29 protein-coding genes, 1 tRNA gene and 1 rRNA gene are annotated in these 26,264 nt (G+C 61.1%); 11 read left to right on the forward strand and 20 right to left on the reverse strand.

Features of this window, described 5'->3' with window-relative positions; all coding sequences use genetic code 11:
• Window positions 1-10: 10 nt before the first annotated feature.
• Genes flgK through KUV52_RS15405 form a run of 10 tightly spaced genes read right to left on the reverse strand, consistent with a single transcriptional unit; the run spans window position 11 to window position 7,851 of the window.
• Window positions 11-1,384, reverse strand: coding sequence for a flagellar hook-associated protein FlgK (gene flgK, locus KUV52_RS15360; RefSeq protein WP_222526777.1), 1,374 nt, complete (start codon window positions 1,382-1,384; stop codon window positions 11-13).
• A complete protein-coding gene (locus tag KUV52_RS15365) occupies window positions 1,384-1,812 on the reverse strand; it encodes a rod-binding protein (RefSeq protein ID WP_222526778.1) in 429 nt (142 codons plus the stop codon). The genes flgK and KUV52_RS15365 overlap by 1 nt, the downstream gene beginning before the upstream one ends.
• Window positions 1,812-2,906 (reverse strand): flagellar basal body P-ring protein FlgI, encoded by a 1,095-nt coding sequence (locus tag KUV52_RS15370; RefSeq protein ID WP_222526779.1) that lies wholly within the window; start codon window positions 2,904-2,906, stop codon window positions 1,812-1,814. Before KUV52_RS15370 ends, KUV52_RS15365 begins: the two co-directional genes overlap by 1 nt.
• A 9-nt stretch (window positions 2,907-2,915) precedes the next feature.
• Window positions 2,916-3,614 carry a flagellar basal body L-ring protein FlgH gene (gene flgH, locus KUV52_RS15375; protein ID WP_222526780.1) on the reverse strand — a complete coding sequence of 233 codons (699 nt, stop codon included), beginning with the start codon at window positions 3,612-3,614 and terminating at the stop codon, window positions 2,916-2,918.
• A gap of 10 nt (window positions 3,615-3,624) precedes the next feature.
• Window positions 3,625-4,410: a flagellar basal-body rod protein FlgG gene (flgG, locus tag KUV52_RS15380; RefSeq protein ID WP_222526781.1), complete on the reverse strand. Its 786-nt coding sequence runs from the start codon at window positions 4,408-4,410 to the stop codon at window positions 3,625-3,627.
• Window positions 4,411-4,425: 15 nt separating this feature from the next.
• Complete coding sequence (gene flgF, locus KUV52_RS15385; RefSeq protein WP_222526782.1) at window positions 4,426-5,154, reverse strand: flagellar basal-body rod protein FlgF; 729 nt, start codon at window positions 5,152-5,154, stop codon at window positions 4,426-4,428.
• A gap of 9 nt (window positions 5,155-5,163) precedes the next feature.
• Window positions 5,164-6,387: a flagellar hook protein FlgE gene (gene flgE, locus KUV52_RS15390; protein WP_222526783.1), complete on the reverse strand. Its 1,224-nt coding sequence runs from the start codon at window positions 6,385-6,387 to the stop codon at window positions 5,164-5,166.
• Between the two features lie 22 nt (window positions 6,388-6,409).
• Window positions 6,410-7,078: a flagellar hook capping FlgD N-terminal domain-containing protein gene (locus tag KUV52_RS19045; protein ID WP_222526784.1), complete on the reverse strand. Its 669-nt coding sequence runs from the start codon at window positions 7,076-7,078 to the stop codon at window positions 6,410-6,412.
• A gap of 3 nt (window positions 7,079-7,081) precedes the next feature.
• A complete protein-coding gene (gene flgC, locus KUV52_RS15400) occupies window positions 7,082-7,498 on the reverse strand; it encodes a flagellar basal body rod protein FlgC (RefSeq protein WP_222526785.1) in 417 nt (138 codons plus the stop codon).
• A gap of 2 nt (window positions 7,499-7,500) precedes the next feature.
• Complete coding sequence (locus KUV52_RS15405) at window positions 7,501-7,851, reverse strand: flagellar basal body rod protein FlgB (RefSeq protein WP_222526786.1); 351 nt, start codon at window positions 7,849-7,851, stop codon at window positions 7,501-7,503.
• 133 nt (window positions 7,852-7,984) lie between these two features.
• Between KUV52_RS15405 and flgA the strand changes: the two genes are divergently transcribed.
• The 3 genes from flgA to flgN all read left to right on the forward strand — a co-directional run bounded on the left by flgA (window position 7,985) and on the right by flgN (window position 9,511).
• On the forward strand, window positions 7,985-8,713 hold the full coding sequence (gene flgA, locus KUV52_RS15410; RefSeq protein ID WP_222526787.1) for a flagellar basal body P-ring formation chaperone FlgA: 729 nt from the start codon (window positions 7,985-7,987) through the stop codon (window positions 8,711-8,713).
• A 69-nt stretch (window positions 8,714-8,782) separates the two neighbouring features.
• Entirely contained in the window at window positions 8,783-9,058 is a 276-nt protein-coding gene (gene flgM, locus KUV52_RS15415; protein WP_222526788.1) for a flagellar biosynthesis anti-sigma factor FlgM, read from the forward strand.
• Window positions 9,059-9,511, forward strand: coding sequence for a flagellar protein FlgN (flgN, locus tag KUV52_RS15420; protein WP_222526789.1), 453 nt, complete (start codon window positions 9,059-9,061; stop codon window positions 9,509-9,511). It abuts the gene before it with no gap.
• Window positions 9,512-9,653: 142 nt separating this feature from the next.
• Here flgN and KUV52_RS15425 read toward each other — a convergent pair whose 3' ends face one another.
• From KUV52_RS15425 to KUV52_RS15460, 8 genes are read right to left on the reverse strand one after another with little or no spacing between them, the layout of a single operon-like run.
• Complete coding sequence (locus KUV52_RS15425) at window positions 9,654-10,064, reverse strand: flagellar FliJ family protein (RefSeq protein ID WP_222526790.1); 411 nt, start codon at window positions 10,062-10,064, stop codon at window positions 9,654-9,656.
• A complete protein-coding gene (locus KUV52_RS15430; protein ID WP_222526791.1) occupies window positions 10,057-11,379 on the reverse strand; it encodes a FliI/YscN family ATPase in 1,323 nt (440 codons plus the stop codon). Before KUV52_RS15430 ends, KUV52_RS15425 begins: the two co-directional genes overlap by 8 nt.
• Window positions 11,369-12,094, reverse strand: coding sequence for a flagellar assembly protein FliH (gene fliH, locus KUV52_RS15435; RefSeq protein ID WP_222526792.1), 726 nt, complete (start codon window positions 12,092-12,094; stop codon window positions 11,369-11,371). The genes KUV52_RS15430 and fliH overlap by 11 nt, the downstream gene beginning before the upstream one ends.
• Before the next feature lie 5 nt (window positions 12,095-12,099).
• Entirely contained in the window at window positions 12,100-13,119 is a 1,020-nt protein-coding gene (locus tag KUV52_RS15440) for a FliG C-terminal domain-containing protein (RefSeq protein WP_222526793.1), read from the reverse strand.
• On the reverse strand, window positions 13,106-14,728 hold the full coding sequence (gene fliF / locus KUV52_RS15445; protein WP_222526794.1) for a flagellar basal-body MS-ring/collar protein FliF: 1,623 nt from the start codon (window positions 14,726-14,728) through the stop codon (window positions 13,106-13,108). Before fliF ends, KUV52_RS15440 begins: the two co-directional genes overlap by 14 nt.
• Window positions 14,729-14,740: 12 nt before the next feature.
• On the reverse strand, window positions 14,741-15,091 hold the full coding sequence (gene fliE / locus KUV52_RS15450; RefSeq protein ID WP_222526795.1) for a flagellar hook-basal body complex protein FliE: 351 nt from the start codon (window positions 15,089-15,091) through the stop codon (window positions 14,741-14,743).
• Between the two features lie 20 nt (window positions 15,092-15,111).
• The gene (locus tag KUV52_RS15455; RefSeq protein ID WP_315901010.1) at window positions 15,112-16,359 is read right to left on the reverse strand and encodes a sigma-54 dependent transcriptional regulator; all 1,248 of its coding nucleotides are present in this window, start codon (window positions 16,357-16,359) and stop codon (window positions 15,112-15,114) included.
• Between the two features lie 40 nt (window positions 16,360-16,399).
• Window positions 16,400-17,290, reverse strand: coding sequence for an OmpA family protein (locus KUV52_RS15460; protein ID WP_222526797.1), 891 nt, complete (start codon window positions 17,288-17,290; stop codon window positions 16,400-16,402).
• Between the two features lie 401 nt (window positions 17,291-17,691).
• On the opposite strand from KUV52_RS15460, the gene KUV52_RS15465 reads away from it, so the two are divergent.
• The 8 genes from KUV52_RS15465 (at window position 17,692) to KUV52_RS15500 (ending at window position 25,273) form a co-directional block, all read left to right on the forward strand.
• Window positions 17,692-18,555, forward strand: a complete 864-nt coding sequence (locus KUV52_RS15465) for a FliM/FliN family flagellar motor switch protein (protein ID WP_222526798.1) — start codon at window positions 17,692-17,694, stop codon at window positions 18,553-18,555.
• A 3-nt stretch (window positions 18,556-18,558) separates the two neighbouring features.
• Complete coding sequence (locus KUV52_RS15470; protein WP_222526799.1) at window positions 18,559-18,918, forward strand: FliM/FliN family flagellar motor switch protein; 360 nt, start codon at window positions 18,559-18,561, stop codon at window positions 18,916-18,918.
• A gap of 4 nt (window positions 18,919-18,922) precedes the next feature.
• Window positions 18,923-19,654: a flagellar type III secretion system pore protein FliP gene (gene fliP / locus KUV52_RS15475; RefSeq protein ID WP_222526800.1), complete on the forward strand. Its 732-nt coding sequence runs from the start codon at window positions 18,923-18,925 to the stop codon at window positions 19,652-19,654.
• Between the two features lie 8 nt (window positions 19,655-19,662).
• Window positions 19,663-19,932: a flagellar biosynthetic protein FliQ gene (locus KUV52_RS15480; protein WP_222526801.1), complete on the forward strand. Its 270-nt coding sequence runs from the start codon at window positions 19,663-19,665 to the stop codon at window positions 19,930-19,932.
• Window positions 19,933-19,934: 2 nt separating this feature from the next.
• On the forward strand, window positions 19,935-20,714 hold the full coding sequence (gene fliR / locus KUV52_RS15485; RefSeq protein ID WP_222526802.1) for a flagellar biosynthetic protein FliR: 780 nt from the start codon (window positions 19,935-19,937) through the stop codon (window positions 20,712-20,714).
• On the forward strand, window positions 20,711-21,835 hold the full coding sequence (gene flhB, locus KUV52_RS15490; RefSeq protein ID WP_222526803.1) for a flagellar biosynthesis protein FlhB: 1,125 nt from the start codon (window positions 20,711-20,713) through the stop codon (window positions 21,833-21,835). The genes fliR and flhB overlap by 4 nt, the downstream gene beginning before the upstream one ends.
• Window positions 21,836-21,847: 12 nt before the next feature.
• Entirely contained in the window at window positions 21,848-23,935 is a 2,088-nt protein-coding gene (flhA, locus tag KUV52_RS15495; RefSeq protein WP_222526804.1) for a flagellar biosynthesis protein FlhA, read from the forward strand.
• A 114-nt stretch (window positions 23,936-24,049) separates the two neighbouring features.
• The gene (locus KUV52_RS15500; RefSeq protein ID WP_222526805.1) at window positions 24,050-25,273 is read left to right on the forward strand and encodes a M24 family metallopeptidase; all 1,224 of its coding nucleotides are present in this window, start codon (window positions 24,050-24,052) and stop codon (window positions 25,271-25,273) included.
• A 651-nt stretch (window positions 25,274-25,924) separates the two neighbouring features.
• On the opposite strand, the gene KUV52_RS15505 is transcribed toward KUV52_RS15500, so the two are convergent.
• Together KUV52_RS15505 and rrf are read right to left on the reverse strand one after the other, a co-directional pair.
• Window positions 25,925-26,001 (reverse strand) — tRNA-Asp (locus tag KUV52_RS15505).
• Window positions 26,002-26,145: 144 nt separating this feature from the next.
• Window positions 26,146-26,260: ribosomal RNA gene (gene rrf / locus KUV52_RS15510) — 5S ribosomal RNA — on the reverse strand.
• Window positions 26,261-26,264: the final 4 nt, after the last annotated feature.

Genomic DNA, 26,264 nt, shown 5'->3' on the forward strand with positions numbered 1-26,264 from the left:
GTTGGCCCTCTTAGAACATGGTCAACATGGTTTGGAACAGTTGATCAGCGGTGCTGATCACCTTCGCATTGGCCTGGTAAGCCTGTTGGTACACGATGATGTTGACGCCCTCTTCATCCAAGTTGACGGCACTGACGCCGTCGCGCTCGTTCAAAGCACGCAGCAGCTCACCGTCTGCGGAATCGGACTCCAACTGAGCCTGACGGCTCTGGATCCCCAGCTCTCCCAGGTACATGGCGTACGCCTCATTAAGGGTGGCGTCACTGCCCAGGGAGGTGAAGGTCAGCTTGGTGTCCGCAAAGGCCAGCAGGTCCTTAAGGTTGGTGTTGTCACCGGGCGCCCCGTTCTTACCAAAGGCCAGCATCTCGGCGGTGAAGCCGTCAGTGACCTTCAGCGTGCCCGCCGGGTTGGCCGGATCGTAGGTAAAGAGATCCAGCGTCGGTGCGTTGCCATTCAGGTCGGTACCGTTGGCCAGGATGGCGTTGAATCCATCCGCCATCTGCATCGCCAGCTCATCGATAAAGTCACGACTCTGCTGCCAGTTGGTGTCACGGTATTCGAACAGCGCCCCCATCTTGCCACCCACCTCATCATTGATCTGGTAAGTGGTGCCGCCAATGGAGAGGCTCAGCGCGGAGAACTGGGGATTGTTGGGGTCCGGGTACGCTTCGAACTTGGCCGGGGAGGTTCCCAGCACCAGCGGTTGCCCCTTGGGCAGAGTGACGTTGATGGTGCCGTCCGCATTCTCAGTGGTGCGGATGTCCACCATCTCAGCCAGTTCTGCCACCGCCTGATCACGAGCATCCAGCAATTGGGGCGGCACGTCACCGCTGCCCATGTTGCTTTGGATCTCCTTGTTGATCCGGGCGATGTTTTCCAGACGGGTATTCACCTCCGTCACGGAGCCCTTGATCTGCTCCTCAATCTGCTTGAGCTGACTGTCCAGGCTCTGGTTGATGGTGGTGAAGCGGCTGGCCAGGGCCTTCGCTTCATTCATCACACTCTGACGGGTGGCGATGTCGTTGGGGCTCTCCATGGCGGAGTTGAGTGCCGCAAACAAGCTGTCCAGACCCATGGAGATGCTGGCACCCTTGGAACCAAACACCTCTTCGGTTTTGCCCAGGTAGCTGGCTTTGGTATTGGAAAAGCCCGCTTGCGTGCTGGCGCGCCAGATCTGCGCGGTCAGGTATTCATCCGCCACGCGGCGGACGCCGTCCACCTGGACGCCGGAACCGGCGCCCATAAAGCCGCCGGGGCGGGCACTCACCAGCAACTGCTGGCGGCTGTAGCCGGGCGTGGTGGCATTGGCAATGTTGTTGGAAGTGATGGCCAGGTGCATCTGGGCAGCGTGCAGCCCGGAAAGGCCATTACCAAGCATGTTCATCAGGACTCCTTATCAGCCCGGGGGATCACCAGGGCCGGTTGCATGGCGCGGATAGGCACCACCTGCGGTTGCGTCTCTTGCCCGTTATGGGCGACCGCTTCGGCCTGAGGCTTTAGCGTGCTCTCCTCGCGGGGAGAGAGTTGGCGAACCATCACCTCCGCCAGGCCAATCCCCTGGTGGCGACTCATGTTCTGAGCCAGTTCGGCGTCATAGAAGTCGTGGAAGACACCGCGCTTCTCGCTCAGGGGACCCTCATCATCCTTCAGAGCATCGGTGGCGGAGCGCATCTGCTTCAGTACCGTCTGCAGAAACTGGGTTTCAAACTGACGGGCCACTTCGCGCACCGCACCGGACTCGCCATGCTGCTGCTTCAGTTGGTGAGCACTCATGCCCGCCAACGCACTTTGGGGGTGTTCGATACGCGTCATCAGATCACCACCAGTTCAGCATCCAGAGCGCCCGCTTCATCCAGCGCCTGCAGAATCGCCATCAGGTCAGTGGGCGCGGCACCCAGGCTGTTTACCGCCCGGACGATCTCATCGAGGCTGGTGCCTTCCGGCCAGACGAACATGTTGGCGCTGCCCTGGCTGATGTCGATCTGACTGTCCTGAATCACCGTGGTGTCGCCACCGCCGAAGGCGTTAGGCTGGCTCACCTGCTGACGCTCGGTGATGGTGACCGTCAGGTTGCCGTGGCTGACCGCCGCACGCTGCACCCGCACCTCCTGACCGATCACCACGGTGCCGGTACGGCTGTTAAACACCACCCGTGGCCGCTGGCGGCCCACTTCCACCTGCAGCTCCTCCAGCATCGACATAAAGGTCACACGCTGACGAGGATCCATCGGTGCCTGAACCAGCACTTTGGCGTGGTCCTGTGCCCGGGCCACGTCAGGGCCGAACAGGTCATTGACGCTGCGCTCGATATTGCGGGCGGTCTTAAAGCTGGGCTGGCGCAGATTAAGCACGATATCAGGCAGTTCGCTGAAGGTGGAGGGGATGTCCGCTTCCAGGATGCCGCCACTGGGGATCAGTCCAACGGTGGGGGTGTTGATGGTCACGGAGCTGCCGTTGCGTCCCTCGGCGGTGATGCCGCCCACCACCAGGTTGCCCTGAGCCACCGCGTACACTTCACCGTCAACACCGTGTAGCGGTGTCATCAGCAGAGTGCCGCCGCGCAGGCTTTTGGCATCACCGATGGAGGAGACCGTGACATTAACGGTCTGGCCCGGGCTGGCCAGAGGCGGCACAGTGGCATGTACCGCCACCGCCGCCACGTTTTTCAGCTTGGGATCGATGCGGTCATCCAACTGCACGCCAAACTGCTTAAGCATGTTGACCACGGACTGGCTGGTGAAACGCACCTGGGATTTATCCCCGGTGCCATCCAGACCCACTACCAGGCCATAACCCACTAACTGGTTCTCCCGAACCCCCTGCACATCGACGATGTCCATCAGCGGCCGGGCCTGTACCGGGCCCAGCAACAGGAGGGAGAGAACGAAACCGAGAATCTGTCTCATAAGTTCGCCTTAGAAGGGGAAGATGGGGTCGTTGAAGAAGCGCATGCCCCAACCGGGCGCATTGACCTCCGCCAGGGTGCCACGGCCCCCGTAGCTGATGCGGGCATCGGCGATGCGCTGGGAGGAGATGCGGTTGGCCTGATCCACATCCTCGGGACGCACCAGGCCAACCAGACGGATGTACTCATCCCCCTGGTTCAGACGCAGCCACTTCTCACCACGGATCACCAAAACACCGTTGGGCAGCACGCCGGAAACGGTGACGGTGATGGCACCGGTCAGCTGGTTCTGCTGGGAGGAGGATCCGTTACCGGAAAAATCTCTTCCGCCCCCCAACTGAGCCTGACCTGAGCCGGTGCTGCCGCCGAACCCATAGGAGCCGGAACCCTGCAGACTGGAGTCCTTGGAGGTGCTGGTGCCCGCTTTCTTGCTGGCCTGGGTTTTCTCCTCCAGATCCACCGTCAGGATGTCACCGATGCGGTAGGCACGGCGGTCCTGATACAAGGCCAGGTTGTAGCCCTTGCGGTAAAGGCTGCCGTGGGCCGGAGTGGGCAAAGAGAACTCCATCGCTGGCGGCGCATACTCCGGGGCGTTGGGCTCGGTCTTTTCCGGCAGGTAGCGGCTGCTGCAACCGGTCACAATCACCAGGCACATCAGTACCAGGACCCAGCTGAAAGCTTCAGGACGGATTCGGCTCCAGGGTGTCATGGCGTCCTCCTTAGAGCACCTGGTTCAGGTACTTGAGCATGTCGTCGGTGGAGGAAACCACCTTGGCGTTCATCTCGTAGGCGCGCTGAGTGGAGATCATCTCCACCATCTCCTCCACCACGTTGACGTTGGCGCCCTCCAGGGTGCCCTGCTTCAGCTGGCCCAGAGCGGCATCGCCCGGGATCCCTTCAATCGCGGCGCCAGAGGCGGCAGTTTCGCGGTAGAGGTTGTTGCCAAAGGCTTCCAGACCGGCCGGGTTGGTGAAGTTCACCAGGGTGATCTGACCCAGCTCCTGCGGCTCGGCATCGCCAGCGATCTGAGCGGTCACGATACCATCGGTGCCGATGGTGACGGTCAGCGCGTCCTCTGGGATCTCCACCGCCGGAACCATGGGCATCCCTTCGGAGGTCACCACCAGGCCATCGGCATTGCGGTAGAACTGGCCGTCACGGGTATAGGCGAAATCGCCGTTGGGTTGCTCCACCTGGAAGAAGCCCTGGCCCATGATCGCCATGTCCAGCGGCTGATTGGTGGTAATGATGTCGCCGGTGGTGAACACCTTCTGAGTGCCGGTAATGCGTACGCCGGTACCCAACTGCAGGCCGGAGGGCAGTTCGTTCTGCTGATCCGCCATGGCGCCAGGCTGACGCTGCGTCTGGTAGAACAGGTCGTTAAAGGAGACCCGGTCCCGTTTGAAACCGGTGGTGTTCACGTTCGCCAGGTTGTTGGCGATGGTGGTCATCTTAGTGTCTTGGGCGGTCAGGCCGGTTTTGCTGACCCACAGTGCAGATTGCATCGTTGTTTCTCTCTGTTATCCATCACGGAGCAGCCGGTTGCCCGCTTGGGCCAGGTTCTCGGCGCTCTTCATCAATTTCACCTGCAGCTCGAACTGCCGGGACAGGGACATGGAGGCCAGCAGCTCCTCGACGGCAGTCACGTTGCTGCCCTCCAGAAAGCCACTGGCCAGCTTGACGCCCTCATCCTGGGCCGCCAGCTCGCCATTCTCCTGCCGCATCAGGCCGTCAGAACCTTTCACCAACTGGTTGGCTTCGGGGTTGACCAGCTTAAGCTGGCCCACCTCTTCAATCAGCCCACCTTCGGCAGGAAGCAGGCTGATGGTGCCGTCCTCGCCGATGTTCAACTCGCGGTACTCCGGCAGTTGGATGGGGCCGTCCAGTCCCAGCACGGCGCGGCCGTCGATGGTGACGAAACCATCGGCGTCCAGCACCATGCCACCGGCACGGGTGTAGGCCTCGCCCTCCGGAGTCTGAACCGTCAGCCAGCCGTCACCCTGGATGGCCACATCCAGGGTTCGACCAGTGGCGTTCAGTTCACCGGCTCGCAGGTTGGCGCCGGATTGCTGGGTTTGCGCCAGAACTCGGGTCTGCAGGCCGCTGCCGCCCAGAGCATGGGCCTGAACCCGCTCCAGGTCGGCGCGGAAGCCGTTGGTGTTGACGTTGGCCAGGTTGTTGGCGCGAATGGTCTGCGCCTCCATCACCCGGTTGGCCCCACTGGCCGCGGTATAAAGCAGCTTATCCATGGGTCAGCCTTAGATTGCCGCGAACAGCGACTGGGTCAGCTTGTCCTGAGTGCTGATCACCTTGGCGTTGGACTGATAGTTGCGCTGAGCGGTCATCAGGTTGACCAGCTCACCGGTCAGATCCACGTTGGATCCCTCAATCGCGCCCGCAGTCAGGCTGCCCAGGGTACCGGTGCCCGCCGCACCGGTAATCGGCTGGCCGGAGGCAAAGGTGGCGGTCCAGGCGGTATTGCCCACCTGCTGCAGACCATTCGGGTTGGGGAAGTTGGCGAGGATCACCTGGCCCTGAAGCTGGTCCTGACCGTTGGTGTAAACGCCATAGAGCATGCCGTTATCGTCGATACGGATGCCGCTGAGTTCACCGGAGCTGTAACCATCCTGACGCATGCTGGCCACCGCGAAATCGGAGCCGAACTGGGTCGCGCCATTGAAGGAGAGGGAGATGTCCAGAGCGGAAGCGCCATCCAGAACCGGTTTGCCGTCTGCATCCACCAGGTTCGCCGGGATGTTGAGGGTCAGATCCTGGCCGCTCACCAGCGCACCGTTGGAATCAAAGGTAACGGAGGTGTCAGAGGCGTAAGCGGTAATGTCGGTACCGTCCAGTTCATAGCGCACTTCCCACTGGTTCGGGCCGGTCTTCATGTAGTACTGGGTCAGGTTGTGCTCGTTGCCCAGAGAGTCGTAGATCTTGGTGGAGTTGAGCGCGTGGTAGGTGGACGCGTCTGCCGGATCGAAGTTGGCCGGATCCACCGCCTCGTTGCGGGAGTCCAGGTTCAACACCAGGCCCATGCTGCCGGTGGCGCTGGCAGGCAGAGAGCCGGTCTGCACCTGCAGGTCAGTCACGGCACCGGTCAGCAGTTGACCATTGGGGCCCACCTGGTAGCCCTGCAGTTTGCCGCCGTGGGCGTCCACGACGTAGCCGTCCTTATCCTGGGCGAACATGCCGGAGCGGGTGTAGGTCATGCTGCCCTGGTTGTTGGTCATAAAGAAGCCGGATCCGGAGATCGCCATATCCAGCTCGCGACCGGTGTAGAGCACGTCACCGCCGGTGTTGAAGTTTTGGGAGACGTTGGACACGGTCACACCGCCGCCCTGGCCACCCGCGTAGACGGAGGCAAACTCGGTACGGGCACCACGGAAACCCGGGGTGGACACGTTAGCGATGTTGTTGGAGATGGTGTTCAGTTCCTGGCTGGTGCTGCGCAGGCCGGACAGGGCAATGTTGAAAGACATGGAAGTATCCTCTTATTGGCCGTCAGGCCATTTCACGAATGTCGAAAATGGAAACCGCACCCAGGCCGTGGCCCAGCTCCAGCATCATGTAGCCAGTGGCGGAGTTGATGTGCACCTTGTTGACGGTGGCCGCGACCATGGTCAGCGCCTCACCGCTTTCGCCACCGGCGGTCGTCTTGGCTTTCAGGTTGTACTCACCCGGCGGCAGTCCCAGGGCTTCCGGATCCAGCTCAAAGGCCACTTCGCCCTTGGCCTGGCTGCCCTTCTCGATGGTGGCGACCACGTCACCATTCTCATCGGTGATCTCCAGGGTCAGGGACTCAACGCCGTTCTCCAGGAAGATCTTGCCGTCCACCACATCGGTGCCCAGCTCGACGGTGTCGGCGTCCACCAGCACCTCACGACCGATCAGGTTGGTGGTGCCCAGTACCTGCAGGTTTTCCATCAGGATCGCCTGGTTCTGCTGACCCATACGCAGGTGCTCCAGACTCTCTACCTGAGAGAACTGGGCCAGCTGAGTCACGTACTCGGTACCGTCCAGCGGGTTGAGCGGATCCTGGTTCTGGATCTGGGCCACCATCAGGGTCAGAAACTCGTTCTTCAGTGAGGTAGAGCTGTTGGGGTTATTGGTGACCTGCGGGTCGGCGCTGGTCTGGGTGCTCTGGGCACCATCAATGGCGATGCTGTTCACCGGTTACATGCCTCCAAGTTTGAGCAGGCTTTGCTGCATGGAGCGGGCGCGGGACATGATGTCGACGCTGGTTTCGAACGCCCGGGTAGCGGCCATCATGTCGGCCATCTCCTGGACGGTGTTGACGTTGGAATAGGTAACGTAGCCCTGCTCGTTCGCCATCGGATGGTCTGGCTCGTAGCGGCTCTCCAGCGGCGCGTCCGATTGCACGACACCGGCAATCTTGACGTTGGCGCTCATGCCGCCTTCCTGGTTCTGTTCATACAGGGTTTGGAACACCGGCTTCAGGGCCCGGTAGGCACTGGCCTCGTCCGGCGCTGCCGCTTCGGCGTTCGCCAGGTTACTGGCCACCGTGTTGAGGCGGATGCTTTGCGCGTTCATCGCCGAACCGGCGATCTGGTAGATGTCGACAAAGGACATGATTAGCGACCCTCAATGGCCTTTTGCAGGCCCTGGATTTTCATGTTCAGGAAGGTCAGGCTGGTCTGGAAATCCATCGAATTCTGCGCGAATCGGGCCTGCTCCTGTCCCAGTTCAACGGTGTTGCCATCCGCCGAGGTCTGATAGGGCACACGGTAAGCGTGCTGATAGTCACGGGTGACTGACTGACCGCCCTCCAGCTGAGTCATCAGCTTGGAAAAGTCCAGGTCCCGTGCCAGGTATCCGGGGGTTTCGGCGTTGGCCAGGTTGCCTGAGAGCACCTTGGCCCGCTCCACCCGAAAATCCAGGGTGTGTCCATGGACACCCAGGGCGGCATCAAGATTGATTGCCATGACGACTCCTTATCTGCTTGTCTCGGCTAAATGGCAGTGCGACCATAGTGGTCGGCGACAATGACAAAACAAAAACCGTGCCAAGGTTTCTTTTATTTAATTATCAATGACTTATAAAACATCCCCGGCAAAAATGGGAATCCACTTTTCCGCCTGGCTTCCCCTGCTCTGTCTGCTGTTTCCCCCCCTGGGAAGTGCGGAAGACGCTACGGTTTCCGCCGCCAAGCAGGTAAAGGTCGGCCTCCATACCACGCTGGACCGTGAACTGACCCAATGGAGCCAGCGCCGGGGGCTGACACTGCGTCAGCGCCAGATCCGGGTGGAGCCCACCTCCGGGCTCAACAGCCAACAGGCCTGCACCGTTCCACTGGTGATCGACCCCCCGGCGGATCAGGCCCTGCCCCTGGGGCGCATTCAGCGCCAGGTTCGTTGCCCCTCTCTGGGCTGGCGCTACTTCGTGCGGGCCCGGGTCAGCGCCCTCGCCGACATTCCGGTCGCAAAGCAGCGACTCGGACGGGGACACACCATCACCGCTTCGGACCTGACTCTGGCGAAAAGGGAGTTGGGGGTCAGCAGTCAGGACTGGGTGTTTGATAACGGGACGTTGGTAGGACAGAGCGTGCGTCGGTCCATTCGACCAGACCAGCCGATACGGCACAGCCAGATCACCGCACCAAACTGGGTGAACATGGGTGACGAGGTGATCATCGAAGCAGCCAGCGGCGGCTTCAGTGCAGTGATGAAAGGGGTCGCCTTAGACTCAGGCTCCGAGGGAGAGCCGGTGCGCGTGCGTAACCTCAGTTCGGGTACCATCATCACCGCCTATCCGATCGCTCCGGGAAAAGTGCAAACCCGGTTTTAAGTTTTGACGTCCAGGGGTCGCTTTTTTGACAGTGACAAATAATTTTCCCCTGAGCAGCGAGTCAAGATCATGGAAATCAACAAATTATCCTCGAACTTCCCCGCCAGCCTGGCGGCACAGAAATCGCCGATCAGTTCACCGGAAACCAGCGCCGCGCCTCTGCCGAAGCAGAAAGACGCGATCAGTGAAGACTGGCAACTGCTTGAGCAGGCCGAGCAGGAGCTGGCCACGCTCAACGATGTGGACATGGACAAGGTAAATGCACTGCGTTCTGCCCTGAGCGAAGGCCGTTTTGAGCTGGATCTGAATGACCTGGCCCAATCCATGTTGGAGCAACACGGTTAAATGACCAGTAAACGGGAACGCCTGCAGCAGTTGGTTCGGGAGATCCGCCTTGATATCGAGGATTACCAGCAGTTGCGGGCACTGCTGCGCCATCAGCGCAGCCTGCTTGAGCGTCGGGATCAACAAGCGTTAACCCAGCACAACGAGCGGGTCGAAGCCCTCTGCAGTAAGCTTCAGGTTCGTGCGGATCGCCGTACCGAGACCCTGGAGTTGCTCGGGGTGTCCGCAGACGCTGCGGGCATGCAGCGACTGTTTCAGGCCCTGGGCCCGCAAAGCCGTCACACCATGACCAGCCTGTGGAACCATCTGCAGCAACTGGTCAAGGATTGTCAGGTGGAAAATGAAGTGAACGGCAAACTGCTGGCTGGCCAGAAGGCCCTGCTGGATCGGGTTCTGAACGCCGGGCAGGGTGAAGCGCAAACCTCGGACTATGGGGCGCTGAGTCCGACCTGATCAGCGCCTTAGCCCCGACACACCTCCCTGTGCCAACAGACTGGCCCCCTACTTTGGGGGCCTTTCTTTTTGGGGCCTCTAAGCCTCTCCGGGTCGGGCACAAAAAAACCGGCCAACAGGCCGGTTCATTCAGGATGACGCGCTAACCTGGCCGTTTACGGCCAGCCAGTTCGTCCATCTGTTTCTGCTCCAGGCGGCGGGCGTGGTTCTGCAGACGCCGCTGCTTCTCCCCTTCCAGCCAGACCAGCCCCTGACGACGGCCAAGTTGGCGTCGCCATTGCCCATCCAGACTGGCCAGATCGGCCTCCGCCACCGCCTGCTGACGCTGGCACTGCTCCACCAGAGGCTGCAACTGGGTCACCATCTGGCTGCGATTGGCCATCAGCAGGATATGGCCTTCGCCCGCGCCGCTGTAGTCCTGGATCAGCGTGTTAAGCTGCGTTTCATGCTGGCGCAACTTAACCAGTCGTTGCTGACGCTCGGTACGCTGGTGGCCCAGAGCCACCAGACGCTTCTCCTGTTGCTCCCGCAGCAGGGCGATAGGATCAGCCATGCTCAATCTGCTCCATCAACTGACGTAATCCTTCCCGACTGGCTTCATACCCTTCGGATTCATGCATGCTCTGGCGCAAAAACTGGGTGATCATCGGCTGCACCCGCACCGCCAGATCCAGCTCCGCATCCTGGCCCGGTTGGTAGCCGCCCAAAGGCAACAGCTCCCGCACCTCCTGGAAACGCGCGTTGAGATGGCGCAGCCGCTGCATCGCGGCCTGGTCGGCCTCATCCACCAGTTGAGCCGCAAGGCGGGAAGCGGAGGCGTTCACGTCAATGGCGGGAAAATGCCCCTGCTCCGCCAGCGCGCGGGAAAGCACGATGTGGCCATCAAGAATCGCCCGGGCGGCATCGGCTACTGGGTCATTGTGGTCGTCGCCCTCCACCAGAACGGTGTAGAGCGCCGTCAGACTGCCCTGCCCGGTCTCGCCATTACCCGCCTGCTCCACCAGGGAGGGCAGCTGAGTAAAGGCGGAGGGCGGGTAGCCCCGGGTGGCGGGCGGCTCACCGAGGCTGAGGGCGACTTCGCGCTGAGCCTGGGCGTATCGGGTCAGAGAATCCACCAGAAGCAGCACATCGCGCCCCTCGTCGCGGAAGCCCGCAGCGATACGGTGGCACAGGCGCATGGCCCGCAACCGCATCAGCGCCGTGGCATCGGCAGGCGCCACCACCACAACGGCGCGTTGGCGCCCCTCTGGGCCCAGTGCGTGCTCGATAAATTCGCGCACTTCCCTGCCCCGCTCTCCGACCAGACCCACGACCACGATGTCGGCCTGAGTAAAGCGGGTCATCATGCCCAGCAATACTGATTTCCCCACACCGGAGCCTGCGAACAGACCAAGTCGTTGACCTTTGCCAACGGTCAGCAAGCTGTTGATTGCCCGGACGCCAACGTCGAGGGGAGCATCGATGGGACGACGAAGAAGGGGGTTGGGGGTATGAATTCGGCCGGAGAGGGAGCGAACGCCCTGAAGCGGCCCCAGGCCGTCAATGGGTTCGCCGCAACCATCCAGCACGCGACCAAGCAGTCCCTTCCCTACCACTGCTGGCGCCGTGCCGGGCAGGGGTTGAACCCGCGCACCGGGCACCAAGCCATCGGTGGGAGTTACCGGCATCAGGCAGAGGGTATCGCGGTGAAAGCCCACCACTTCCGCCTCTACCATGGAACCGTCGCGGCGCTCAACGAGGCAGCGTTCACCGGTGCCCAGATCGCAGCCGACCGCTTCAAGCAGCAGGCCGGTGACCCGTACCAGCCGCCCGTAGATGCGGGCAACCGGTACCGCAGGCCAGTCAATGATTGCCGCGTTATGGGGCACTCACCGCCTCCGCCTGTTCCGCCAGGTCCATCGCTTCCAGGCGGGCCTGCACCTGAGTCATGCAGGCGTCCAGTCGCGCCTCGGCAGACGCGTCCGCATCCAGGTTGTCCGACACCACCCGGCACCCGCCGGGGCTGATGCTGGGGTCCGGCACCAGAGTCCAGTCCTGGATCCGCTCCGGCGCCAGCTCTTTAAGGCGCTCACAGGCGGCAGGTTCGAGGTGGATCTTCACCCCTTCCTGGCCATCCGGCAGCGCACGCAGTGTCTCTTCAACCAGCGCAAGCACCTGCTGAGGCTGCAGGGTCAACTCGCAGCGGATCACCTGCTGAGCCACACGCTGCACCAACTCCAGAATCAAATCTCGCTGCTGGCGAACCTGGGACTGGTAGCCCTCCTCCAGCACCGCTTTCAGGGCCTTAACCGGCACCAGAACCTGATCCAGTTCAACACGGCTCTGTTCAGTGGCGTGGGTTAACCCCTCCTGACGGCCACTGGCAAAGCCCTGCTGACGTCCGGCTTCCTGGCCCTGAGCCAATCCTTCTTCGTAACCGGCCTGATGCCCCTGCTGCTGACCCTCTTTAAAGCCGCGGTCGAAGCCCTCTTGGTAGCCTTGCCAGTTATCGCCCTCACTCTGACCCTGAGCGCCTTCCACCGGCAGAGGGGTGAAACGGTACAGTCGGGCTCGGGCCCCGTCCAGGCGCCATCGATTTTGCATCGCCATCACTCCACCACTCGCTCTTCGTACAGTTGCAGCTCAATCTCACCTTCGCTCATCAGGCGGCGGGCGATCGCCATTACCTCGGCACGGGCGGCGTCCGCACGGGACAGCGCCACCGGTCCAAGGGACTCGACCTGAAGCTCCAGCGCCTGGGACATCCGCTTAGGCAGCGAACCGAACAGGCGACGTTTGAACTCGGAATCCAGCCCCTTCATCGCCAGCGCCAGCACCTCCTGAGGCACCTCCTGCAGCAGGTATTGAAGGGTTTCGTCGCTCTGGCGGGCCAGGATGATGAAGTCGAACATGTTGGACTCCACCTCGACCGCCAGCCCCTGATCGTGGAGTTTGATCATCTCCATCAACTGGCTGCGATCACCGCTGAAGCGGTTAAGAATGCCGGCCACCTGGCGAACGCCGGTAACACGGGTATGGCTGCGCTCATTGGCCACCACCAGACAGCGATCCACCAGCTCCTTAAGCTCCTCGATCACCTCACGGTCCAGCTCACCCAGTTGGGCGATCCGCACCAGCAGTTCGTCATGGCTGGACTCCGGCAGACGTTGCAGCACCTGGGAAGCGGCATCTGGCGGCAGCAGGCCGAGCAGTACTGCTTGCAGCTGCGGGTGTTCCGGTGCGATCTGGCGGGCCAGCAGCGCAGGTTCCACCCACTCAAGACGCTGTACCAGGGTTTTCACTTCGTCGCCATAGATGGAATCGAGCAGGCCCTTGGCCAGCTTGTCCCCGAGGGCGAGATCCAAAGTCCGCTGCAGGTAGCCGCGGCTGGCACGAGCGATGCCCGCCTGTGCCCGGTAGTCGTTGAAGAACCGCTGCAGCACACTCTCCGCATCGTCCTGACGAACATTGGAAAGCCGGGCCATCATCTGGCTCAGCTGCTGAACCTGATGGCTGGAAAGGTGGGACAGCACCCGGGCTGCCCCCTGTTCACCCATGCTCACCAGCAGCATCGCTGCCTGCTCAACGCCCCCCAGCTGGGTGGCCACTTCTTGATTAGTCGCGCTCATTGTTGCCCATCCATTGCGTGATCACTTCCGCCACACGGGCCGGTTCTTCATTTGCCAGCAAGCTCAGGTGCTCCAGCTGGATCGACAGGGCGGAGCCCGGCGGCGGCAGTTCCGGTACCACCGGCTCGCTGACCGGCTCATGCACCGGCAACAGCGCAGCCTGGGCCGCTTCCGCCTGTGCTTTCTCCTGCTCCACGGTACGGGTCAGGTGCTTCACCAGCGGCCGCAGTACGAACAGGATCAGGCCAAGACCGAGGAAGGCGCCGATCAGGTAACGAACATAGATCTGGTACTCCTGAGTCTGCCACCAGGGCAGCGGCTCCACTTCCGGCATCGGCTGGGCCGCGAACGGGAAGGCGTGCAGAGAGAGGGTGTCGCCACGGTTGGCTTCAAAGCCGATGGCGTCCTGCACCAGTTGACCCAATTGGTCCAACTGGGCCTGGCTCCACTGAGCCGCTTCGCTGTTCAGCAGCACGGAAACCGATAGGCGCTCAAGCTGCGCCTGCTGGAACTTGGTGTGGCGCACGGCGCGGCTGGTTTCAAAGTGGCGCTCGCTCTCGTTGGAGAGGTTCTGGGCCGGTGCGGCGTCGCCCGGTTCGCCTTCGGTCGCGGGCGGCTGGTTGGACAGGGCGCCAGGAATGCCAAAGGCCAGATCGCCAACGCGGCTGTCGGAACGGCTCGCCTCACGGGTCACCACGGTGTTCTCCGGGTCAACCTGCTCGCGGGTCTCCTCGATCTGATCGAAGTTCACCCGTGCCGCCACCTGAACCCGGTAGTTGCCGTAACCCAGCACCGGCAGCAGCATGTCGCTGGCACGCTGACTCAGGGCCTGCTCCATCTGCTGGCTGTAGGTCAGCTGGCGCTCACCGGAGCGGGCCAGCTCCTGAGCGAGCTCCAGGTCCGCACTGAGCAGGCGGCCGTTCTGGTCCACAACGGACACCGCGTCCACCGGCATGGCGGTGACCGCACCCACCACCAGGTTCACGATAGCTTCGACCTGGTCCCGGCCCAGAGTGGCACCGGAGTACAGCTCCAGCATCACTGCCGCGGAGGGCTTCTCAGGTTGTTGACGAATAAACAGGGTGCGCTTGGGGATCGCCAGGTGAACCCGGGCGCTGCGCACGGCTTTCATCGCCATGATGGTGCGAGACAGCTCCCCCTCAAGGCCCAGACGGTAGCGAGCCTCTTCCAGAAACTGGCTGCTGCCGAGCGCGCCGGCTTTATCCAGCAGCTCCATACCGGCGGGCATTTTGGCGCGGATACCCCGGGCAGCCAGGGTCATACGGGCACGGCCCAACTGGTCTTCGAGCACCAGGATCTGGCCGGTATCGGCCTGCATGCGGTAGGGGATCTTCTCCGCTTCCAGCACCTCAATGATCTCGGCGCTGTCAAACCCTTCCTGACTGCCATACAGCGGGCGGTAACCCTGACTGGCGGTCCAGAGCACCAGTACGATCACCGTGGCCACCACCGTGGCCATCACAGCGATCACCAGCACCTGGCGGTCACTGCGGCTGGCGCCCTGCCAGCGGGTCCATAAGCCCTTGACTCGATTCATCAAGCCGCCTTCATTCGGCGGCGTCAGAGTATCAGCGGTTGCTGTCGTCATCCTTTGCGTTCCTTACAGCGGCATCTTCATGACGTCATCAAATGCCGTCACCAGTTTGTTTCTCACCTGAACCAGAGCACTGAAGGTCAGGCTGGCCTTCTGCGAGGCCACCATGGCGCCCACCAGATCATCACTGCGACCGAGGTCAACCGCAGTGCGCATGGCATCGGCTCGGTTCTGATCGCCGCTGATGGCGTTCACTTTGTGGTTCATCAGCTCGGTAAATGAGGGAACCGCGCCGGTAGCGCCCAGCTGGCGGTCCATCGGGTTGGGGCCGATGGCAATTTCGCCAGCGGCACGTTCCCGGTGCAGCTGCAGGGTCTCCTGCATACGGGCCTGGGTCAGGGCGATGGATTGGGGCATGTCAGACTCCAACTTGAAAATCAGGCGGCATCAGAGGGGCGCAGCAAGCGGTCGATATCCCACCCCTGCTCCCGCATCTGGGCCAGTTTGTAGCGCAGGGCCCGGGTGGTCATTCCCAGTGCTTCGGCGCTTCGGCTGCGATGGCCATCAAAACGGCGCAGCACATCCACGATGTATTGGAATTCAGCCTGTCGCTTGGACGCTTTCAGACCGGTTTCAGCCTCAACGGGCATCTGGGCCGGTTGCACGGAGGCGGGCAAGCCCAGCTCGGCAACCTGCAGGGCGGTACCGCGACGCATCACCAGGGCGCGCTGGACGGTGTTCTCCAGTTCTCGGACGTTGCCGGGCCAGTCGTGGCCGAGCAGGACCTGGCGGGCAGGATCACTGAAATGGCAACGGCTGCCGTCGCCGTATTGGTTCAGGAAGTGCTCCGCCAGCGGCAGGATGTCCTCCCGACGTTCGCGCAGCGGCACGGTTTTGAGCGGCAGCACATCAAGACGGTAGAACAGGTCTTCACGGAAACGGCCTTCGGCCACGGCCTGGCGCAGATCCTGGTTGGTGGCTGCGATGATGCGGATGTCCAGCGCGGTCCCCCCATGGGCGCCCAGTCGCTCCACTTCACGCTCCTGCAGCACCCGCAACAGCTTGGCCTGCAGCAGCAGCGGCATCTCGCCAATTTCATCCAGCAGCAGCGTGCCGCCGTTGGCGGCTTCAAATTTGCCGGGCTTGTCGGCATAAGCGCCGGTAAAGGCCCCTTTGACGTGACCAAACAGTAAGGATTCGAGCATCGATTCGGGAATGGCGGCGCAGTTCACCGCCAGGAAAGGCCCATCCGCACGGGGTGAGTGACGGTGGATAAAGCGGGCCAGTTGCTCCTTGCCGGTGCCGCTTTCGCCGGTCAGCAGAACACTGGCGTCGGTTTGCGCGGCCCGGTGAGCCAGCATCAGAAGTTGGCGCGAGCGAGGCGAGACCGCCACCACATCGGAGGGGGCCTGCTCCAGTTGCATCAAACGGGTCAGCTGACTGACCAGTTGATCCGCGTCCAGCGGCAGCAGCAGGTAGTCCTGGGCACCGTGACGCATCGCCTCGCTGGCCAGCTCCGTCTGCTCCGGGGCGACCAGGGCGATCTGGTACTTGCTGTTGCTGCTGGCCAGTTGGTCGGCCACCTGATCGGTGCCGCATTCGCTGAGATCAACCAGTCCAACCCAGACAGGCTCCATATCCCGAACAACCTGGTAGCCCTGCAACTCAAGTTGGGTCTGAACGATACCGGGAACCGTCAGTGAGCCCAGGCCAAGGCGGGGAGCTTCAACGTGCACCACCGGCCACCTCCTGTACCTGTCCATCCCGCACCAGACGAATCGTCACACGGCGATTTTGATCACGTCCTTTGCTGCCAGCATTGCTGACCAGCGGGTAACGCTCGCCGTGTCCACGTACCTGGATGCGGCTGCGGTCGACGCCGCGCTCATGCAGCAATGCGCCCACTTCATCCGCCCGGTCACGGGAGAGTGCCAGATTGGCCAGGTGGTCACCCACGTTGTCGGTATGGCCATCCACCAGCACCTCGGTGATGCGGTGATCGGCGGCCACGTAGGCGGCAATGTTATCCAGCTCATTCAGCTGTGCCTTACTGGGCAGCAGCTGCCCACTGCGGTAGTTCAGTGTGACGTGGCGCACTTCAGAGAAGGGTTTGGGCACCAGCGAGGTTCGACACTCGCGGAACTGTTCCAGCGCACCGCGAACCGCGATGGGATCGGCACTGAGCCGATAGCCGGATTCCTGGCTGATCTGGACATCCAGTTGCCAGCCCAGGCCGCGCTCGAGGGCCTCCAGATAGGGGGTCGCATCCCCCTCCATCGAGGCCTGACGACCATTCCATTGCCACAGACGCAATGCAGTGTGTGCCGGAGCCTGATGCTGCCATTGGGGAGCAACCAGGCGACTTTCGCTGTGAACCGGCACGTTTACCAGCCAGTCGGCACGCAGAGACAGTCCCAATGACCTCCCCGGCCGATCCGCCAGCACCAAGGTGCCAAAGCCCGCAACGTCCTGTCGCAGTTCGCAGTGAAACCGGTCTCCCTGATAGCGCCACTCTGCCCCATCCATTGGAGTTTTAAACTCACTGAACTGGGGAGCTGCATGGCAGGAGAGGCCAAAGAGAAATAGAAGTGATGTCCCTGCTGCTTTTTTAATCATGGCACTCGCTATCCGGTCACGGTCTTTTTAGTGTGGCGACAAAATCTGCATTGCCGTTTAATTTTCAGGGCACAAACTTAAATTCAAACAAGGGTGAAATGCAATATTGATATTCAGATTTTTTTACTGTTATCGTATCGCACCAAAGCCAGTCATATCAGGCAATTGCGGCAAACCAGACGTCAATTTAATGGCAGGCAAAACGGAATTTTGACAGTGGCCAAAAATGAGTAATAGGGATCTCATAATTTTGAGAAAAATAATTGACGAAGATTTGTCGGCGTCAAAAATTATTACAAAGTCAGTTTTTTGTCGCGCTGTCAAATAATCAACTCAGTGATACATATTCCGAGTTTTTTGTTTTTTACTAAGTTCGTCACAACATTTAGGGAACCGAGTGAATGAAAACCACAGCCAAAGCCACTGTGCTTCGCGCCTCGGAACAGCACACCTATCGCCCGGTGGCACTGGTGCAGGAGCGACTGGCCCGCAGTCGCCTGCTGTTCGAGCTCGAAAAGCGTCAGAGACTGGTACTGGACGCCGTTGGTCAGGCACTGACTCCCGGCACGGGCCGCGGGCAGAGCCCACTGGCTGCCATCTCGACGGTTATGGACAGTGCACCGCTGGGGCGTGAGCTCACCTGGTTTCAGTTAAGCCGTGAGCGACAGCCACTGATCTGGTGGGGCATCGACCGTTGCAGCCTGGATCAACTGGCCAGCAGTTATTACGGGGGTGGTCAGCGTCCACTGTTCTCGCCGCTGACTCCGCCCAGTCAATCCGAGCTACGCCTGGTAAAACGCCTGATGGTCACCGCCCTCTCTACGCTCGCTCAGGAGGAGTGGGAGATGGAGTTGCTGGAACTGGAGCAGATTGAATCCGACCAGGATCTGATGGCTCCGCTGCGCTGGCAGTTTGACTGGAGCCGCGAAACCTCCCTGCCCAAGATGCAGTGGATGCTGAGCGATTACGCTCTGGCCCGTTTGACCCGCACCCCGACGGAAACGCCCGTGGCACCCGATCTGGCGGTGAAACTGAAACGCCGTCTGCACCAGCTCCCTATCCGACTCTCCTGTCAGTTGGCGCATCAATCCATGCCGACCCAGGCCCTGGCAAACCTCCAACCCGGCGAGGTTCTGCCGCTGACCCTTATCCGACGCAGCCCCGTTGCCATCGGCGGCCGCCCGATTTTCCACGCCACTGTCCATGCCCATGAGGGGCAGCTGGTGGCCAAGCTCACTCACGAACTACATCAACACGAGGAATGATCGATGTCCGAAGATACTTTGCTGCTGGACGACGACCTGCTTCTGGACGACGACCTCTTTGCCGATGAGCCTGCTCCCAAGGCGGCCGAAGCGGCGCCGCGAGCCCCGCGGGATATGAACTTCTTCAGCCACCTGCCGGTTCAGGTGTCCCTGGAACTGGCCAGCGCCGAGCTGAGCCTGGGCGAGCTGATGGGGCTGGGCCAGGGCGACATCGTTGCACTGGACCGCATGGTCGGCGAGCCGCTGGACCTGCGGGTAAACGGCACCCTGCTAGGTCGCGGTGAAGTGGTGGAAGTGAACGGCCGCTACGGCGTGCGCCTGTTGGAAGTGGAAGCAAGCAAGCTTTCCGGCCAGGGCAACTGACACCATGCGGGTATGGCTTCTGCTACTGATGCTGTTGAGCCCCTCGGCATTCGCTGAGGGGGGACTGACGCTCTTCACCCTGTCCGACGGGGCCAGCAGTCAGGAGTTTGGCGTAAAGATGGAGATTCTGGCGTTGATGACAGCGCTGAGTTTCCTGCCCGCCATGCTGCTGATGATGACCAGTTTTACCCGGATCATCGTGGTTCTGGCGGTGTTGCGTCAGGCCCTGGGGTTACAGCAGAGCCCACCCAACAAGCTGCTTGTCGGCATCGCGCTGGTGCTGACGCTGTTCATCATGAGACCGGTCTGGACCGAGATCCACGAGCAGGCGTTTCTGCCCTACGATGGCGGTGAGATAGGGTTGAAGGAAGCGGTTGCCCGGGCCGAAGTGCCGCTGCGCGCCTTTATGTTGGGCCAGACCCGGGAAACGGACCTGGAGCAGATGCTGAAAATCGCCGGTGAGCCAACTCAGCTTGCCGCCGATGAGGTGCCGTTTTCCGTGCTGATGCCCGCCTTTGTGCTCAGTGAGCTCAAAACCGCCTTCCAGATCGGCTTTCTGCTCTTTATCCCCTTCCTGGTAATCGATCTGGTGGTGGCGTCGGTGTTGATGTCGATGGGTATGATGATGCTCTCACCCCTGATCATCTCGCTGCCGTTCAAGTTGATGGTGTTCGTTTTGGTGGATGGTTGGTCCATGACCGTCGGCACCCTCGCAGCCAGTTTTGGTATGGGTTAGGAGAGGCCATGGACGCGCAACAATTGACGGCCATTTTCGCCGACGGGATTTACATGGTGGTGGCGATGGTGGGCGTACTGATCATGCCCGGCATGGTGGTTGGCCTTGTCATCGCCGTGCTTCAGGCTGCCACTCAGGTTAACGAACAGACCCTCTCCTTTCTGCCCCGACTGCTGATCACCCTGTTGATGGTGCTCTTTGCCGGCAACTGGCTGCTTCAGCAGCTTGGCGACCTGTTCAATCGCCTGTTCCACGACATCCCCATGTTGATTGGTTGAGCATGTTTGCCTTCACCACCGAAGAGATCCTGTTGATGATTGGCCGCGTCTGGTGGCCATTCTTCCGAATTGCCGGTGCCTTCACGCTGCTGCCGTTCTTCTCCAACGGCCACATTCCGGTTCGGGTGAAGGTGCTGTTCGCCTTTTTCCTGGCGGCATTGGTTGGCCCGATGCTGCCCACCCCACCGCCGGTGGATCCCCTCTCTCCCCGTGCCCTGCTGATCGCGTTCGAACAGTTGGCGGTTGGCGCCATGATGGGGCTGATGCTGTCGATGCTGCTGCACATTCTATCGATGCTCGGGCAGATGCTGTCGATGCAGATGGGCCTGGCGATGTCGGTGATGAACGACCCCGCCAACGGCGTAAACCACGCTCTGCTCGGTCAATGGATGGTGATGTACGGCACCCTGCTCTTTCTTGCTCTGGACGGTCACCTGGTGGCTCTGGGTGTGCTGGTGGAGAGCTTCACCCTCTGGCCCATCGGCAGCGGCGTGCTGGACCTGCCGCTGATGACCCTGATCATGAAGTTTGGGTGGACCTTCGCCATGGCCCTGATGCTGGCGTTTCCCGCGGTGATGGCGATGTTGATGGTCAACATCACCTTTGGGGTGCTGAATAAATCCGCCCCCAGCCTCAACGTCTACTCACTGGGTTTTCCCCTGGCGATGATGCTGGGCCTGGTGAGCATCCTGATCTCCTTCAGCGGCCTTCCTGAACGCTATGCGGATCTCTGCCTTGATGCGCTTACCGCCATGCACCAGTTTGTCGGGGGGACGCCATGAGCCAGTCAGCCGCCGACAAAACAGAAAAGGCCACACCCCAACAGATAAAAAAGGCCCGCGAGAAGGGCCAAGTTCCCCGCTCCAAAGATCTGGCCACCGCCGCGCTCTTTATCGGCTGCGCCCTGATGCTGCTGGCCAGTGCGGATTGGTTTGCCAGCGGCACCGCCGAACTGTTGCGCTTCAATATGGCGCTGACCCGTGAAGACCTGATGCAGCCCGACATCATGGTGCGTCACGTTGGCGCGTCGCTGGTGGCGATGATCAACCTTCTGGCCCCCCTGTTTCTGCTGATTGCCGTGCTGGCAATGGTGGCAGGCGCCATGCCCGGTGGCCCCCTGCTCAGCCTGAAGAATGCTGAGTTCAAAGGCAGTCGCATCGACCCCATCAGTGGCATCAAGCGGATGTTCTCGATGAAATCCGTGGTGGAGCTGCTGAAGTCGATTCTCAAGGTTTCCCTGATCCTGACCACCCTCTACTTCCTGCTGCGGGGTCGTCTGGAAGGGCTGCTATCCCTTTACCGGCTGCCACTGGACCAGGCGGTCAGCGAGGGCGTCAGCTTTCTGGCATCCGGCATATTGGTACTGGGTATCGTCCTGCTCTTTATCGCCCTGATCGATGTGCCCTGGCAGATCTTCGACCACAAGAAGCAGCTGAAGATGACTCGTCAGCAGGTCAAGGACGAGCACAAACAGATGGAGGGTAAGCCGGAGGTGAAGGCCCGCATCCGGCAGATCCAGCAGAAGATGGCTCGGTCGCGGGCGGATACTGCCGTACCCAAAGCCGATGTGCTGCTGACCAACCCCAGCCACTATGCCATCGCACTCAAATACGAACCGGACCGGGCCGATGCGCCCTTTGTGTTGGCCAAAGGCACCGACGAACTGGCTCTGCATATGCGTCAGTTGGCCCGCCGTCACGGGGTTGAGATTGTGGAAGCACCGCCGCTGGCCCGGGCGGTGTACCACTCCACCCAGGTGGACCAGATGGTGCCTCAGGCCCTGTACGTGGCGATTGCCCAGGTGCTCTCCTACGTACTGCAACTCAAGGCGTACCGCAGAGGCCAGCAGCAGCGGCCCGATCCGCTGCCCAGTTTCCATATTCCCAAGCATTTGCGTCACTAAATCGAGGACTCGATGATGAAGTTTGCCCTGCCCAACTCGCTCGGCATCAAACAGAGCTTTATCGGCATTCCGATAATGCTGCTGGCCGTGCTGGCCATGGTAATCCTGCCGCTGCCGCCCTGGCTGCTCGACATGCTGTTTACCTTTAACATCGTGCTCGCCATCCTGGTGCTGCTGGTGGCTGTTGCAGCTACCCGGCCGCTGGACTTCTCGGTATTCCCTACCGTGTTGCTGCTGGCCACCCTGATGCGCCTCACCCTCAACGTGGCCTCCACCCGGGTGGTGCTGATTGAAGGTCACCAGGGGGGGGATTCCGCCGGTAAGGTGATCCAGGCCTTTGGTGAAGTGGTGATCGGCGGCAACTATGTCGTCGGTATGGTGGTGTTCCTGATTCTGATGATCATCAACTTTGTGGTGATCACCAAAGGGGGCGAGCGTATCTCAGAGGTGAGTGCCCGCTTTACTCTGGACTCCCTGCCCGGTAAGCAGATGGCAATCGACGCCGACCTGAACGCCGGTGCCCTTTCTCAGGACCAGGCCAAGGCCCGTCGTGCCGAAGTGGCGCGGGAAGCGGATTTCTACGGCAGTATGGACGGTGCGTCCAAGTTTGTCCGTGGGGACGCCATCGCCGGTATCCTGATCCTCTTTATCAACATCATCGGCGGTGTGGCCATCGGCGTGTTCCAGCACGACATGAGTGCCGGTGACGCCTTCCGAACCTTCGCTCTGCTTACCATCGGTGACGGCCTGGTGGCGCAGATCCCGTCGCTGCTGCTGGCGGTAGCCGCCGCCATCATCGTCACCCGGGTATCCGACGCTGAAGAGATGCCGGAGCAGGTGTCCCGGCAGTTGCTGGCCAACCCGGCCGTGCTGGGCACCACCGCTCTGGTGATGGCGATCATCGCTTTGGTCCCCGGCATGCCAACCCTGGCGTTTGGCACCTTTGCGCTGGTGCTCCTGTTTGTCGCCTGGAAACAGCATCAGTTTGCCCCTCCGGCGCCCCTGGATGTGGTTGAAGAGAAAGTGGAAGCGGCCCGTGCAGAGAGCAAAGCCCCTACCTGGGAGGCGCTGCCCTACACCGACACCTTTGAGGTCAGCCTGGGTTACCGGCTTGTGCATCTGGTGGACAAAAACAAGGGCGCGGAGCTGCTGACCCGTCTGACCGGGATCCGCCGTACCCTGTCCGAACAGGCGGGCTTCCTGCTGCCAGAGGTGCGCGTCCGTGACAACCTCTCCCTGGCGCCCACCAGCTATCAGATCGCCTTTATGGGGATCCCGGTGGCTTCCGGTGATCTGGAGCCGGACCGCCTGCTGGCGATTCAGTCCGGCCAGGTGTACGGCAGCATCGACGGGACCCTGACCAAAGACCCCGCCTATCAGATGGATGCGGTCTGGATCGACCCGGACAATAAAGCCAAGGCGTTGAACCTGGCCTACTCGGTGGTGGACAGCGCCACCATCATCGCCACCCACATCAGTAAGCTGATGCGGGAGCGACTGGCGGATCTGATCCAACACGACGACATCACTGCACTGAACGACCGTCTGACCGCCCAGGCACCCCGTCTGGCGGAGTCGCTGAATAGTGCGCTGACGCCGATCCAGCAGTTGAAGGTTTACCGTTCGCTGCTGCGCGAGCAGGTCTCGCTCAAGGACATCCGCACCATCGCCACCACCCTGCTGGAGTGTTCTGAAAACACCAAGGATCCGATCCTGCTGGCCGCAGACGTTCGTTGTGCCCTTAAGGAGACCATCCTCCATCAGATCGCTGGCAGCCGACCCAAGCTGGAGGTCGCCACCCTCGCGCCGGAACTGGAGCAAACCCTGATGAACGCGCTGGCGCAGGCACAGAAAAACGGCCAGGTCCCCCTGGACAGCTTTGCCATCGAACCCGCGCTGCTGGCTCAGTTGCAAAGCAAGATGCCCTCCCTGACCGGAATGATGCAGGAACAGGGCAATCCCGCGATTCTGCTGGTGCCGCCGCAACTTAGACCGGTTCTGGCGCGCTACGCCCGTGCCTTTGCCCGGGGCCTCAACGTGCTCTCCTACAACGAGATGCCGGAGGACCGCGAGCTGGCCATCGGCGCCACTCTGGGTTAACTCTCCCCTGCAATTTGGCGGCCTTCAGGCCGCCATTTTTTTCCCTCCTCTTACGGGCTGTTCATTGGGGATTTTTTGTATACAATCTTCAAAAACCGAACAGCAAGGACCCTTATGACTCTGCCAATCGGCGTCGGTGGCGCTACCATCGAGGACGAGCTGACTCGTCTGCGTGCCCTCTCCTTCCCCTTCACTCCTATTACTGCCGAGGAGTATCAGACCCGTCGCGAACGTCTGGTCGCACAGATGAAGGCCAACCAGGTTGGTGCGGTCTATCTGAACGCCGGCACCAATCTTTATTACTTCACCGGACTAAAGTGGTACGCCAGCGAGCGTCTGGTGGGCGCCCTGCTCACCGTTGAGGGCGAGTTGGTCTATGTTGCACCCCATTTTGAAGCGGGTTCCATCGCGGATTTCTGGCTGGAGCCAGGCCCCATCGCCCTGTGGCACGAACACGAATCCCCCTATGCACTGGTGGGCAGTGAACTGGCCAAGCGCGGACTGTCTGACACTCCCCTCGCGGTGGATGGCAGCGCAGCATTCTTCCTCGCTGATGGCCTGCGCCAGGCGAATCCGGGCCTGACCCTGATCAACGCGGACCCCATGCTGACCGCATGCCGTGGTTGCAAATCTCCGGCAGAGATCGCCCTGATGCAGACCGCCAAAGCGATGACTCTGGAGGTTCACAAGTCCGCTGCCCGTATTCTGAAAGCAGGGATCAGCACCACCGAAGTAACCGCCTTTATCAACGAAGCTCACAAGGCGATCGGCGCCCCCGGTGGTTCCAGCTTCTGCATCGTGCTGTTTGGTGTCGCCACCAGCTTCCCCCATGGGGTTAAAGAGCCTCAGATCCTCAAAGCCAATGACTGGGTACTGATCGACACCGGCTGTCTGGTTGAGGGCTATAACTCCGACATCACCCGCAGCTACTGCTTTGGCCAGGCCAGCGACGCTCAGCGTCACGCCTGGGAAGCGGAGAAGGCCGCTCAGCTGGCCGCATTTAACGCCGCCCAACCGGGCGAACCCTGTGAAGCTGCCGACTATGCCGCCCGCGCAGAGCTTGAACGCTTTGGTTTTGGCCCCGATTACCAACTGCCGGGTCTGCCCCACCGTACCGGTCACGGCTGCGGTTTGGATATCCATGAAGGGCCCTATCTGGTGCGTGGCGATGCCACGCCGCTGGCCACCGGCATGGTGTTCTCGAATGAGCCGATGCTGGTTATCCCCGGGCAGTTCGGCGTTCGCCTGGAAGACCACTTCTATGTGGGTAAAAACGGCCCGGTATGGTTTACCGAGCCCAGCCACAGCCTGGATGACCCGTTTGGCCTGAACGCCTGAGCGGCTGACGATTCACTAATATAAAGCCCCCGCCCTGGGGGCTTTTTTGTTGATGGTGGAGGCAGGGATGCCGACAGGGGGGATCTCACAGGGGCGTACCGAAACCGATGCAACGCATCGCAGTCCGGTGAGGTGGCGGCAGGGATGCCGACAGGAGGGATCTCACAGGGATGTGTTGTTACACCAGAGTAAGCAGACCCACTCAACCGTCCACGCTCCCAAAACAAAAAAGCCTGACTCTTTCGAAGGGGGCGCCCAGCCTCAGGCTTTCTCTTTATCGATGGCGGAGTGGGCGAAGGAGACCGTTGCGCCGCAACGCAGTGCCGTAGCGGCTGCCAGGGATGGCGGCCTGGGGGCTCTCACAGGGGCGAGCCGAAACCGATGCAACGCATCGCAGTCCGGCGAGGTGGAGGCAGGGATGCCGACAGGAGGGATCTCACAGGGATGTGTTGTTACACCAGAACAAGCAGACCCTCGGAACCGTCTATCCGCCAGAAACGAAAAAACCCAGCCGTTAGGCTGGGTTCTTCGTTATAAATGGCGGAGTGGACGGACTCAACGCGCCGAGCTTCGGACGCGACCCGTGCGCAGCACCGGGGAGCGGATAAGAAAAAAGCCTGACTCTTTCGAATCAGGCTTTCTCTTTATAGATGGCGGAGTGGACGGGACTCGAACCCGCGACCCCCGGCGTGACAGGCCGGTATTCTAACCAACTGAACTACCACTCCGCACCAAACTGGTTCTTTTCGCCAATATTATCGTTGAACTTCGCATCCTCGTTCAGTCACATAGCTCACTATGCTCCTGAAGTCGTCGCTTGTTCGCCTCAATCTTGGCAAAAAGCACTGCGTTTACCGCAGATTTTAATGGGTGCCTGGCGGTGACCTACTCTCGCATGGGAACTCCCACACTACCATCGGCGCGGTTGCGTTTCACTTCTGAGTTCGGCATGGGATCAGGTGGGACCACAACGCTATTGCCACCAGGCAAA

The sequence above is a fragment of the Ferrimonas balearica genome, assembly GCF_019802055.1.
Classification (GTDB): Bacteria; Pseudomonadota; Gammaproteobacteria; order Enterobacterales; family Shewanellaceae; genus Ferrimonas; species Ferrimonas balearica_A.